The sequence below is a fragment of the Cupriavidus gilardii genome (assembly GCF_013314895.1).
Classification (GTDB): Bacteria; Pseudomonadota; Gammaproteobacteria; order Burkholderiales; family Burkholderiaceae; genus Cupriavidus; species Cupriavidus gilardii_C.
Genome location: NZ_JABTYE010000004.1, coordinates 287535 through 300613, shown reverse-complemented (window position 1 = coordinate 300613; position 13079 = coordinate 287535). Strand labels below are relative to the sequence as shown.

The following is a 13079-nucleotide window of genomic DNA, read 5'->3' as shown; positions in this document are numbered from 1 at the left end:
ATCGGCCTTGCGCGCGTTCTTGCCAGAGGGCGGCAAGCGCCCGGGCCGGCGATGGTACCGCGGCCGGTGCTAGGCGACCGTGCGCACGGGCAGCGCACGGATGCGCTTGCCGGTGGCCGCAAAGATCGCGTTGCACAGCGCAGGGGCGACCGGCGGCACCGGCGGTTCGCCGACGCCGCCCGGCGGCACGTCATGGTTGCCGTTGACCAGATGGGTGCGGATCACGCGCGGCGAGGCGTGGTGGCGCAGCACCTCGTAATCGTGGAAATTGCTCTGCTTGACGCGCCCCTTCTCGAAGCTGATCTCGCTGGTCAACGCCAGGCTCAGGCCCATGATCGCCCCGCCTTCCAGCTGCGAGCGGATGCGCTCGGGATTGATCTGCGGGCCGCAGTCGATCGCCATGTCGACGGCGACGACCTGCACCTCGCCCTTGTCGTTGACGGCCACCTCGACCACCGCGGCGGTGTAGCTCATGAAGCTGTAGCAGAAGGCAAGGCCCAGGCCGTGCCCGCGCGGCAGCTTGCGGCCCCAGCGCGCGCCGCGCGTGGCGGCTTCGATCACGTCGCGCAGCCTGCCGGTGTCGTAGGGATAGCGTTCCGGCGATTCGGTGTAGTTCCACGTGTCCGCCATGGTGCGCGGATCGATCTTGCGCGCCGGGCCGATCAGGTCCAGTGCAAACTGCTTGTGATCCTTGCCGGCGCGATGGGCGAGCTCGGCAATGAAGCACTGCGCCGCGAACGCATGCGGGATGTTGGACACCGAGCGGAACCAGCCGATGCGGGCGTGCGCCTCGACCTCGGCCGTCTCGACCCGGACGTTCGGAATCCGGTACGGCATGTTGATCGCCGACATCCCCAGTTCGAACGGCTGCTGTCCCTTCGCACCGGCCGTGAACAGCGAGCCGATGGTCGGGGCGGCGCTGCGGTGCAGCCACGTCTGCGGCCGTCCGTCCTTGCCGACCACCGCTTCGAGCCGCTCCACCGAGACCGTGTGCAGGTAGTCGTGATGGATGTCGTCCTCGCGCGTCCATACCAGCTTGACCGGGGTACCGGGCATGGCCTGCGCCACGATCGCTGCCTCGTCGACGAAGTCGGGCTTGGACTTGCGGCCGAAGCCGCCGCCCAGCAGCAGCACGTTGACGCGCACGTCCTTGGGCTCGAGCTTGAGCCGCTTGGCGACGGCGGCCTGCGCGGCGACCGGATTCTGGACCGACGTCCACACCTCGGCCGTCTTGCCGCTGACGCGCACGGTGGCCACCGGCGGCTCCATCGAGGCGTGGGCCAGATGCGGAACGTAGTACTCGGCGGCGTAGCGTTCGGCCTGGGCGCTCTTGCTCCAGGCGGCCGCCGCATCGCCTTCGTTGCGCACCACCTTGCCCGGACGCCGTGCGGCCTCTTCCAGCGTGCGGCGATAGGCGACCGAGTCATAGCCGGCGTTGGGACCATCGTCCCAGTCGATTTCCAGCGCGGCCCGGCCCTGCATCGCGGCCCAGGTATTGCGCGCCACCACGGCGACGCCGCCCAGCGGCTGGAAGGCAGGCGCGCCGCTGAACGCCGGGATTTCCACGACCTTCAGCACGCCAGGAACGGCCAGCGCCTTCTCCGCGCGGAAGACGCGCACCTTGCCGCCGACCACCGGCGGCCGCGCGACGACGGCATAGACCATACCGGGCAGCCGCACGTCCATGCCATAGGTCGCCTGGCCCTTGCCGATCGCTTCCAGATCGACCAGCCGCACGCGGTCCTTGCCGATGTAGCGGAACTGGTCGGGCGTCTTCAGCTTGAGCGTGCCTTCGGCCGGGACCGGCTGCTTCGCGGCATCGGCAGCCAGTTCGCCATAGGCCAGGCGCCGGCCCGTCGGCAGGTGGACCACCTCATGCCGTTGCGCGCGGACCTCGCCGACCGGTACCGACCAGCGCGCCGCCGCCGTGGCTTCGAGCATCTGCCGCGCCGCCGCGCCGACGCGCCGCATCGGCATCAGGAAATGCCGCACGCTGCGCGACCCGTCGACGTTCTGGTTGCCGTAGCGGGTCTCGTTGGCCTCGGCCTGGACGACCTTGACGCGGTCCCAGTTCGCCTCCATCTCGTCGGCGACGACCATCGGCAGGCTGGTCCGCACGCCGGTGCCCATCTCGGCGCGGTGCGCGACGATGGTGACCGTGCCATCCGAGGCGATCGAGACGAACACCAGCGGATCGGACACCGTGCCGCCGGGCATCGAGTCGGCGCCGTATTTTTTTTGCGCGTCGTCGTCCGCGTACGCAAGCCCGATGACGCCGTTGGCGCCCACCGCCAGCGATAGCGTACCGAGCGCGGTTCCCTGCAGGAAGCCGCGGCGCGAGAGATTCGGGGTCATGCTGGAGTCCTTCGCGCGCATCACTTGCCTCCCTTGGCCAGTTCGCCGGCCGCCTGCTTGATCGCCGCACGGATGCGGGGATAGGTGCCGCAACGGCAGATATTGCCGCTCATCGCTTCGTCGATCTGGCGCTCGTTCGGGGCCGGCGTCGCCTTCAGCAGGCTGACCGCGGACATGATCTGTCCCGCCTGGCAATAGCCGCACTGCGCCACGTTGTTCTCGACCCAGGCCTTCTGCACCACGCGGCCGACGCGATCGGCTTCCACGCCTTCGATGGTTGTGATAGCGTGCCCGTCGGCCGCGGAGACCGCAGTAATGCAGGCGCGAATCGGCGAGCCGTCCATATGCACCGTGCAGGCGCCGCACAGTGCCATGCCGCAGCCGAATTTGGTGCCGGTCATGCCGAGTTCGTCGCGCAATACCCACAGCAGCGGGGTATCGCCCGGAACGTCGATTTCCTTGATCTGGCCATTGAGTTGGAGGCGTGCCATGGCGGAATAGAGGTCGGTGGGGTAGTGTTCGGGGAATGGTTATTGGAGCGCGGGCCGCTACGGCATGCGGGCCGATTGCAAGCCTCGGGGCGGCCGGATTGCGCTCCGGCGCAATGATATTCGCTTATGCCGTTTCCCGCATCGTGCGCAATCGGCAAGCACTGATGCACCGCATTCATCAATGATTTCTCCCTCGCAATGCACCAAAACGGTGTCCGCAATCGATAGCGACGGCAAGGTCCACCGCCATGGCACGCGATAACATCACCGACATCCTGGCCTTCCTGGCCGTGGCCCGGGAGCGCAGTTTCACGCGGGCCGCCGCCAGGCTGGGCCTGTCCCAATCGGCGCTCAGCCATACCGTTCGCGCGCTGGAGACCCGGCTGGGCGTGCGCCTGCTGACCCGGACCACGCGCAGCGTGTCGCCCACCGAGGCTGGCGAACGCCTGATCCAGAGCGTGGGGCCCAAGCTCGAGGAAATCGAATCCGAGATTTCCGCGGTCAGGGAACTGGGCGACAAGCCGGTCGGCACGATCCGCATCACCGCGATCGACCAGGTCATCGACCATATCCTGGTGCCGCGCCTGTCGGGGCTGCTGAAGGCGTATCCTGACCTGCGGGTCGAGATCAGTTCGGACTACCGTCTGGTCGACATCGCGGCCGAGCAGTACGACATCGGCGTACGCTGGGGCGACCAGATCGCCAGGGACATGATCGCGGTCCGGTTGACACCGCCGGTGCAGACGATGATCGTCGGCTCGCCCGACTACTTCGACGCGCATGGCGTGCCCAGCTCGCCGGAAGACCTGCTGCGGCACAACTGCATCACGCTCAGGCTCAGCGGCGGTGGACTGTACGCGTGGGAGCTGCGGCACAAGCGCCGCGACGTGCAGGTTCGAGTCGGCGGACAGTCGACGTTCAACAGCGCCTGCCAGATGCTGCAGGCCGCGGTCAATGGCTTTGGACTGGCCTACCTGACCGAGGATCTGGTCGAACCCTATCTGCGCGACGGCCGGTTGCGCAGCGTGATGGCGGCCCATTGCCCCAAGTTTCCGGGGCTGTTCGCCTACTATCCGAACCGGCGCAATGCGTCGAAGGCGCTGACGCTGGTGATCGAGGCGATTCGGTGGCGGGATTGAAGCGGATTGAAGCGGGATTGAAGCGGGAGTCGACGTCGCGGGCGGCGCGAGCGGCAACGCGGAAAGCGGGGCCGGACGACGCCGGGCCCCGCTGTCCTTGCCGTGTGGCGGGCCTTGGGCCCGCTCAGGGCTTCACCGCAATCGCCCCGATCTCGACCGCCACATCGCGCGGCAGCCTGGCCACCTGCACCGTCGCACGCGCCGGCGTGACGCCGGTGAAGTAGGTCCCGTAGACCTCGTTCATCTTGGCGAAGTCGTTCAGGTCCTTCATATAGACCGTGGTGGAGACCACGTTCGCCATCGTCATGCCGTCGGCCGCCAATACTGCCTTCAGGTTGTCGAGCACCAGCCGGGTCTGCGCCTCGATCGGCGCGTCTTTCAGCAACTCTCCGGTCTTCGGATGAATCGGGATCTGACCGGCGAGGTACAGCACATTGCCGGCTCGGACCGCCTGCGAGTAGGGGCCGATGGCCTTGGGCGCATCGGGCGAAGAGACGGCGCGCAGCGCGCCGCCTTGCTGGGCGCAGGCCGACAGCGATGCCACGCCGCACAGCGTGGCGGCAATCAAAGCGATCGATCGTTTCATGGGCTGACTCTTGTTGGAGGGAAAGGGGTCGGTTACGCCATGGCGCCGGACAGATTCCACATCGAGTCCACCAGCCGGTCGATGTCGTTGGCGTCGTGCCACAGGTGCGTCGAGATGCGGATGCCGTAGTGCTGCGCCGGCGCGCCGATCACCTCGAAGTTGACCGAGCGGATCACGAAGCCCGGCGAGAAGTCGCTCAGCATGCGGTTGACGAACGTCGTGGCCTTCTGCTGGTTCATCGCGTCGTCCCGGTTGCGGAACGGGTTGAAGCAGGTCAGCGCCGAGACCAGCTTCGGATCGTCCTTCGGCGAGTACAACGAATCGATGCCCCAGCGCTCGACGATCTTTTCCTTCAGGTAGGCCGACAGCGTCAGATCGTAGGTTTCGATCTTCTTTCTGCCGATCGAATCCCACATCTCGCAGGCTCGCGCCAGCGCCCTGAACATCGGCACGTGCAGGCTGCCGCAGGAGGTCACCGTGGCCGCGATGTCATAAGCGCCGCGCGGCTGCTGCCGGGCGTAGGAACTGGTATGGATCGGGAACCAGTCGGGCAGCGGCAGCGGGTTCGACGCGCGCATCTTGTTGCGGATGACCAGAATGCCGGTCGAACCGGGGCCGCACTGCCACTTGTGGCCGGCGCCGGACATGAAGTCCATGCCGAGCGCACCGTAGTCGTACGCCATCATGCCGGGCAGGTGGGCACCGTCGACGATGCTGATCAGGCCGTGGGCCTTGACCACTTCCATCAGATCGGCGATCGGCAGCATGGTGCCGGTCTTGTAGGTCGGCGACGACCACATCATTGCGCGTACCCGCTTGCCCTGTCCCTTCAAGGCGCGGATCCGTTCGTCGAACAACTGGACATAGGTGCTGGCGCTCTGGCGATTGCCGGTCGGCAGTGCGATCATCGAGACTTCGATGCCGTAGCGGTCCACCGCGATATTGAGCGGCGTCAGGCCGCCGCCATGCTCATGGTTGGTGGTCACGACCACATCGCCCGGCTCCCACTTGATGCCCAGAATCGCGTGACACATGCCAGACGAGGTATTGGCCGAGAAGGCCAGCTCGTCGCGATCGACACCGAAGCCCTTGGCCACCGCCTCGCGCAGATCCGCGAGGTTGCCATAGCCGCTGGCCGAATCGGCCGCCTTGGCGAAGTTCTCCTGTTCGAAGGTATCGAGCACGACCTGCGGCATCGAGCCGCCGGTACCGATGTTCATGTAGACCTTCTCGGGCTTGAGCACGAACATGCCCTGCACCTGCGCCCAGAATGCTTCGTCCTGCGTCAGCTGCGAGCGCAGGTCCGATGCCTGCGCCGACGCGTCGTTCGAGCACGCGCTGATCAGCGGTCCGAGCGCGAGCGAGCCGGCACCGTAGGCCAGCATGCGTAGAAATTCGCGCCGCTTGGGCGTCCACGTCGCCAGGTCCTCCGCCTGCAATTGCGTCGCGACAGCCGGTCTCTGCGTTTGCTTCAGCTCGTCCATGGTGCTCTCCCGTTTTCGTCCAACGATCGGCGCATCGGCGTGTCCGCGTGTTCGAACGCATGGCGCCGGTCCAAAAAAAGTCTACGCAAAATGCGGTCCCAGCATCAGGACGACTTTCCCCTACGCAGTAATACCGAGAGCGCGTTTTTGGGGCACGCAGAGAGGCATTGCGCAAGCGGAATTGCGCCGTACGGGGGCACCATTCGTGAGATGGCACCACGATAGGGAGGGGTCGTCAGCAGTCCGCCGCTAATGCCTCGTCGACCAATCCGATCGCATGCAGATCGGAGAAGTGAACCGCGTATTTGACGAGCTCCGCGCGCCCGCCGACCTGCAGCTTGCGCCGGACGTGCAGGCGATGCGTTTCGACCGTTCGTACCGAGGTGCCGAGCCGCTCGGCGATCTCCTTGTTGGAGTAGCCCTCGGCCACCAGCTTCAGCACCGTGGCCTCCTTGGGCGTCAGCGTCCGGCGCGATGAAGCAGGCGGTTCGTCGGTCTGCAGGAAGGCCTGCAATTCGGCGTTCAGGTAAGTGCCGCCGGCCGCCACCGTGCGAATCGCAGTAACCAGCTCATGCGCCGGCGCTTCCTTGAGGACGTATGCCGCGATGCCCAGCGCGAAGGCACGGCGCACGTACTCCGGGTCCTTGTGCATCGACAGCGCGACGACGCGTATCGACGGAAACCGTTCGGCAAAGCGGGTGGCGAGCTGCAGGCCGTTGGCGTCCGGCATGTGAATGTCTGAGACAACCAGGTCGGGCTGCCGCTGCGCGGCCAGCACCATGGCGTCCTCCACATTGGACGCCTCGCCGACCACCGTCATTTCTCCGGTCGCCTCCAGACGCAGACGAACGCCGTCGAGCACAAAGGGATGGTCATCGACGAGCAGTACACGAAGGTTCGAGGTCATGCAGCAGGGCTCCTTGCAAGAGGGGCGGCGGCCTGGATGTCGGCCCGGATGTCGGCGTGATGGTCGGTCGGGCGGTCGCTCCGGATCGGGGGCTCGGTGGCTCGCAGCGTCAGGCGTGCCGCGACGCGCGTGCCGTCGAGACCGGTATGGATGGCGAAGTCGCTGCCCTCCAGGCTTTCGATCCGTTCGCGCATATTGCGCAGGCCGATGCCGCCCTGGCGGTCGGCCCGCACCTTCTTCAGATCGAAGCCGCGGCCGTTGTCCTCGATCGTCAGCTCGACATGGCGGTCGGTGCCGGTCAGCGTGATCTGCACCCAGCCGGCGTGAGCGTGGGTCAGCGCGTTGTTCAAGGCTTCCTGTGCGACGCGAAACAGCGCCGTGGCCTGGCCCTCGGACAGCGAAGGGATCGGGCCTTGCTCGGTGAAGCGCAGATCGACGGGGCACTGTGGCCGCAGCTGTTCGACCAGCATCCGCAGCGCGGCGGCCAGGCCGAGGTCGCTCAGCAAGGCCGGGTGCAGGCCATGCGACACGCGCCGGATCTCGATCAGCGCCTCCTGCAGACGGCCCAGGCCCTGCGCCAGCAATTCCTGTGGGGCGTGGCGGCGCGCTGGCGGCGGGTCCTGATTCGAGTCCTGTTTCGGGTCCTGTTTCGAGTCCTGTTTCCCGTCGTGTTTCTGGTCCTGCTCCAGATGCACCTGGGCCGTCTCCAGCAGGTACTTGGACGACACCAGCACCTGCACCACGCCATCGTGCAGCTCGCGCGCGACGCGGGCGCGCTCCTCTTCCTGCGAACTGACCACCCGCCGCGCGAGGCGGCGCAGCTTCTCGCCGGAGATGCGCGAATTGTGCAGATTCAGGGCCAGGCCGCCCAGGCTGATCAGCATGATCGATCCCAGCGCGAAGGCGCTAATCCGTATCTGCGTATCGCGCAGCGTGCGCGCGGCGTTGGCGTCGAATGCCGCCAGCTCGCGTTCGATGTCGTCCATGTAGAGACCGGCGCCGAGGATCCATCCCCATTGGTCGGCAGTCCGCACATAGGACATCTTGGGCGCCTCGGTGCGGGAGGAAGGCTTGATCCAGTTGTATCGAACAATGCCGCCGCCGGCGCGCGCCTTGTTGATCAGCAGCATGGCCTGGTCGCTGCCGGCATCGGCCGGATCGCAGAAATCGACGCCGTCTATACCCATGCTTCCCGGGTTCAACAGCACGTTGCCGAGGCGATCGTAGACAAAGAAGTAGCCGTCGTTGCCGAAATGCATGCGGGACAGGGCGGCGAGCGCCTGCTGCTGCAGGTCCGCCTCCTCGCCGCTGCCGTGCGCGATACGGGTCAGCGTGGCGTGGCCGAGCTCGACGTAGTGGCGCAGCTCCTTTTCCTTGCTGGCCACGTAGACCGCCTGCACCTGCTGCCGGTCCTGCCGCGAATGGCTGACCATCTGGTACGAGACCGCCCAGGTCACCAGGACGAACACCACCAGCATGAAGGCCGCCGACAGCGCGACCGTCCGCATGCGGATCGTCAGGCTTTGCACACGTGGGGGCAAATGGATCATCGAGGGGGTGCCCAAGAGCCGGTCGTATTCGGGTTCGACAACCTGATGGGATGGTCGCCGACGAAACACCGAGGCGGCGTCGAACCCAATGCCGACGCCGCCAAGACAAATCGATTCCTCCCAGTTCGATTTATCGAATCCGCCCGCTGCGCGAGTTCGTTGTCCGCGCCTTGTCAGGATGATTCTCGACCCCTCGTGCCCGCGACAAACAGGAGACTTCGGTCGACAAGCATGACGAAAGCTATGATGTTTTGTCGCAAAAGGCAAGCGGTGGTCCGGGCGCTGGCACGCATGCCGTTCGATGCCATGCAGTGGGGCTACGGGTGATCACCGAGAACAATGAAGACAAGCCGGGCGACAATGCGCGCAGGCCGAACGAAGGCAAAGCCCGGACGCGCCATGGCAACCGGTCGGCATTACGGAGTTACCCCTAGAGCCGTGTCCTGGCGATGCCGCGACAGTTAGAATCGATCGTCCGCGCCTCACGACTTCTCCATGCGCGCCGCTCCCGCCAAGTTCTCCGCTCCGCAACCCGTCCGCACGCATATGACGCGAGCACGGTTGGCCGCGCCGGTGATCGCGGCATCGGGCATCCGGCTGGTTTCCGTCCATGCGCCGGCGGGCTTCGGCAAGACCGGCGCGATGCTCGACATCCGGGCCGCCTGCGAGGCGGCCGGCATTCGCACCGCCTGGGTGCAGCTCGGCGCCGCCGACAACGACTTCCCGATGTTCCTCGCCTCGCTGGACATGGCCATCGATCTGCTCGAACGGTCCGGCGACCGTGCCGGCGACGCCGCGGCCAGGCACGACGCCGTGGCACTGACCGACACGGTGGTCGAGCGGCTGGCGCGCCTGGCCGAACCCTTCGCGATCTTCCTCGACGACTTCGAGGCGCTGCAAAGCCGAGCCGCGCTGGCCTTCCTGCGCGAGTTGCTGGGGCAGGTCCCCGATCATGGGCGCTTCGTGGTCGGCTCGCGCGGGCTGCCGGACCTCGGCATCGCGCGACTGCGCGCGCATGGCCGTCTGCTCGAGATCGATGCGCAGGCCCTGCGCTTCACGCTGGACGAAACCCGTACCTATCTCGAGACCTGCGGGGAAACGGCCGCGTGGCAGGGCGGCCAGCCCGTGCGACGCGTATCGGCGACCGATCTGCACCGGTTGCACCGCCGCACCGAGGGCTGGGTGGTGGCGCTGTGGCTGGCGGTGCTGGCGATGGAGCGCTGCGACGACGTTTCGCAGTTCATCGCGTCGTTCTCTGGCTCGGACGTGGCCGTCGCCGACTATCTCGCCGAAGACGTGCTGTCGCGCCAGCCAGCCGAGGTACAGGACTTCCTGCACAAGACCGCGTTGCTCAGTCCGTTCTGCGTCGCCCTGTGCAATGCAGTGACGCAGCGCAGCGACAGCGCGCAAATGCTCGAGCGTCTGTCGCACGACAACCTGTTCCTGGTCAGCGTCGACGGCGCCGGCCAGTGGTATCGCTATCACAGCCTGTTCGCCGATTTCCTGCAGTCCCGTCTGGCGCTGCATCACGATGCCACGCAGGTTGGCGCGCTGCACCGCCGCGCCAGCGAATGGTACGTGGCGCAGTGCAGGCCGGTGCCGGCCATCGAGCATGCGCTGCGGGGCGGCGACACGGCCTCGGCCATCGATCTGCTGCAGCAGCACGCCGGACCGTTGCTGCGCCAGGGCAGGGTACGGCTGCTGGCGCGCTGGTTCGACGCGTTGCCGGCCGGCTCGCTGGCGAACCGACCCGGACTGCGGCTGGTGCATGCCTGGGCACTGACCTTCCTGCACCGCAGCGACATGGCCCTGGCGCTGCTCGACGGCATGCGCGACGACGGCGAGCGCGATGCCGAGATGGCTGCCCATATGCTGGCGCTGCGTGCCTTCATCCTGGCGCTGACCGACAGGCTCGACCAGGCGCATGCGGCGTGGCTGGACTGCGCCCGCAAGCTCTCGTCCCAGCATGTGTTTCCGTACGGCATCCAGCTCAATTCGCTGGCGTCCTGCCATATCTATCTCGGCGAGTTCGAGAAGGCCCGCCGTCTGCTCGACGCCAGCCTGAAGGCCTATGCCGAGATCGGCGGCTCGTCCAATCGCCGCGTTGCGCAGTGCCTCGATGGCTCGATCGATCTGGCGCAGGGGCGGCTGCAACAGGCGCTGGCGCGCTACCGCGGCGCCCATGAGCCCGATGCGCGGCGACGCGCGGCGCGTGTCGATGGCCAGGAGATCGCCGGCGCCTTCCTTGCCGAGGCACTGTATGAGGCCGGGCGTTTTCCCGAGGCGCAGCGTCTGCTGGCGGCGTACCAGCCGCTGATTCAGGAGGCCGCGTACATCGATCCGATCATCGTGACCTTCGTGCTGCTGTGCCGCATGGCGCTTGCCGAAGCCCGCGATGCCCACGGCCGCAACGCCGCCATGCTGTGGCTGCATGACTGCGAGCAGATGGGCTACCGCACCGGCCTGCTGCGGATGGTGGCCAGCGCGCGGCTCGAGCGTGCCCGCATCGCGCTGCTGCTGGGCGAGCGCGAGCGCGCGCAGGCCGAGCTGGCCGGCGCGCAGGCGCTCCATGCATGGTCGTTCGGCGCCTCGTTTACCCCGCATGCCAACGATATCGAGACGCTCGATCTGGCGCGCTGGCGGCTGGCCGTGGCCGGCGGCGACGCGCAGGCGCTGGCATTGGCGCGGCGCGAACTGGGCAACGCGCTCGACGACGCGCGCCGTGCCGGGCGTGGGCGGCGGGCGCTGAAGCTGCGCATCGTGCTGGCCTTGGCGGAGCAGGCGGCCGGCGATCGCGATGCCGCCAGCGCCGGCATCGCGACCGCGCTGGAGGATGCGGTAGGGGAGGGGTTCGTCAGCACCTTCACCGATGAGGGCGGAGGCGTCGCCACGTTGCTGCAGCGCGTCGTCGGTGGCGCCGTACCGTCGGTGAGCGAGCGCGCGCGCCAATGGGCCGGGCAGCTGCTGGCGATGCCGGTCTGGCCGTTGCCGCATCACGAGCGCGCCGCGATGGCCGGACCCGGCGACGGCCATGACGGGCAGCAGGCAGCGCCGCTTGCGTCCGCGCATGGCCTGACCGGCCGCGAGCTCAGCGTGCTGCGCTTGCTGGCCGAGGGCCTGTCGAACAAGGGGATGGCGGACCGGCTGTTCGTGTCCGAGACCACCATCAAGACGCATCTTCGCAATATCAACGGCAAGCTCGACGCCTCGTCGCGAACGCATGCGGTGGCGGTGGCCCGCCGTCTGGGACTGGTCGCCTGAGCGGCGGCGTCGCCGGTGGCGGCGCGTCGCGGTTCAACCCTTCCTGACCAGCTTGCACGCCGATTGCGACAGTGGCCGGAACGCCTTGTCCGCCGGAATGGTGGCCTTGAGCTTGTAGTAGTCCCACGGGTACTTCGATTCCTCCGGCTTCTTCACCTCGAACAGATACATGTCGTGGACCATGCGGCCGTCCTCGCGCAGCTTGCCATTGCTGGCGAACACGTCGTTGACAGGCGCCGCGCGCATCGCCGCCACGGTGGCCCTGGCATCGTCGGTGCCGGCCGCATCGACCCCGCGCAGGTAGTTCAGCACGGCGGAGTAGGTGCCGGCCTGCACCATGGTCGGCATCTTCTTCTGCTTGTCGAAGAACCGGCGCGACCACGCGCGCGAGGCCTCGTTGCGGTCCCAGTAGAAGCCATCGGTCAGATACATGCCCTTGGTCGCGGCCAGGCCCAGGCCGTGGATGTCGGTGATATGCGTCAGCGAGGCGGCGATGATCTGCTTGGGCGTGACGCCGAACTGCGCGGCTTGCTTCAACAGATTGGCGGAATCGCCGGCCGCATTGGCCATGCCGATCACGCTCGCCTTCGAGCTCTGCGCCTGCACGATCTGCGACGAGAAGTCGGCGGCGCCAAGCGGATGCCTCGCGCTGCCGACCACTGTGCCGCCGGCCGCCTTGACGGCCTCCTCGAAGCCCGAACGCAGCGCGCGGCCGCCGGCGTAGTCGGCTTCGATAAAGAACCATGCCTTGTGCCCGGCCTCGGTGATCGCCCGCGCGGTGCCCTGGCCCTGCGAGTACTCGTCATAGGCCCAGTGCAGGGCGGTGGGCATGCAGTCCTCATTGGTGATCCGAAGCGAGGCGGGACCGGTGGCGATCACCACGCGGTTCTTTTCGGCGGCAAGGTTCATCACGGCGAGCGTCACCGCCGACGACGGCAGGTCGACCACCATGTCCACGCCGTCGCGGTCGAACCAGGTTCGGGCGATATTGGCGCCGACGTCGGGCTTGAGCTGCATGTCGGCGGACAGCAGCTTGATCTTGAACGCTGGCTTGGCTTCGGCCACGAAATCGTCGATGGCCATCTGCGCGGCGAGCACCGAACCGCGTCCGCTGGCATCGGCATAGACGCCCGACAGATCGGTCAGCACGCCGATACGCACCTCGCCGTCGGACAGCCTGTCGGCTGCCACGCCGGCGTGCGCCGATGCCGGGACAAGAGCATGCATCAGCGCCGAGGCGCAAAGGGCGGCTGCGGCCGCGAGCGGTTTGGTGGCGCGCTGGCGCCGGGGGCGTGCTTGCATTTCT

General features: G+C 67.3%; 9 protein-coding genes. 2 read left to right on the top strand and 7 right to left on the bottom strand.

All coding sequences use genetic code 11. The features are described from left to right. Positions 1-69: 69 nt before the first annotated feature. Together HTY53_RS06090 and HTY53_RS06085 are read right to left on the bottom strand one after the other, a co-directional pair. A complete protein-coding gene (locus HTY53_RS06090; RefSeq protein WP_174105545.1) occupies positions 70-2355 on the bottom strand; it encodes a xanthine dehydrogenase family protein molybdopterin-binding subunit in 2286 nt (761 codons plus the stop codon). Positions 2356-2375: 20 nt separating this feature from the next. Further along, complete coding sequence (locus HTY53_RS06085; protein ID WP_006576107.1) at positions 2376-2846, bottom strand: (2Fe-2S)-binding protein; 471 nt, start codon at positions 2844-2846, stop codon at positions 2376-2378. A 248-nt stretch (positions 2847-3094) separates the two neighbouring features. Here HTY53_RS06085 and HTY53_RS06080 point away from each other — a divergent pair, with 248 nt between their 5' ends. Next, entirely contained in the window at positions 3095-3985 is an 891-nt protein-coding gene (locus HTY53_RS06080; RefSeq protein ID WP_174105544.1) for a LysR family transcriptional regulator, read from the top strand. A 124-nt stretch (positions 3986-4109) separates the two neighbouring features. Here the strand turns inward: HTY53_RS06080 and HTY53_RS06075 are convergent, their stop codons facing one another. From HTY53_RS06075 to HTY53_RS06060, 4 genes are all read right to left on the bottom strand, one after another. Further along, a complete protein-coding gene (locus HTY53_RS06075) occupies positions 4110-4571 on the bottom strand; it encodes a RidA family protein (RefSeq protein ID WP_217435517.1) in 462 nt (153 codons plus the stop codon). Between the two features lie 32 nt (positions 4572-4603). Further along, positions 4604-6055 (bottom strand): aminotransferase class V-fold PLP-dependent enzyme, encoded by a 1452-nt coding sequence (locus HTY53_RS06070; RefSeq protein ID WP_174105543.1) that lies wholly within the window; start codon positions 6053-6055, stop codon positions 4604-4606. A 235-nt stretch (positions 6056-6290) separates the two neighbouring features. Then, positions 6291-6962 carry a response regulator gene (locus tag HTY53_RS06065; RefSeq protein WP_174105542.1) on the bottom strand — a complete coding sequence of 224 codons (672 nt, stop codon included), beginning with the start codon at positions 6960-6962 and terminating at the stop codon, positions 6291-6293. Continuing rightward, the gene (locus HTY53_RS06060) at positions 6959-8512 is read right to left on the bottom strand and encodes a cache domain-containing protein (RefSeq protein WP_254599832.1); all 1554 of its coding nucleotides are present in this window, start codon (positions 8510-8512) and stop codon (positions 6959-6961) included. Before HTY53_RS06060 ends, HTY53_RS06065 begins: the two co-directional genes overlap by 4 nt. 495 nt (positions 8513-9007) lie before the next feature. Here HTY53_RS06060 and HTY53_RS06055 point away from each other — a divergent pair, with 495 nt between their 5' ends. Continuing rightward, the gene (locus HTY53_RS06055) at positions 9008-11773 is read left to right on the top strand and encodes a LuxR C-terminal-related transcriptional regulator (RefSeq protein ID WP_174105541.1); all 2766 of its coding nucleotides are present in this window, start codon (positions 9008-9010) and stop codon (positions 11771-11773) included. A 33-nt stretch (positions 11774-11806) separates the two neighbouring features. On the opposite strand, the gene HTY53_RS06050 is transcribed toward HTY53_RS06055, so the two are convergent. Then, positions 11807-13075, bottom strand: a complete 1269-nt coding sequence (locus HTY53_RS06050; RefSeq protein WP_368040919.1) for an ABC transporter substrate-binding protein — start codon at positions 13073-13075, stop codon at positions 11807-11809. Positions 13076-13079 lie beyond the last annotated feature (4 nt).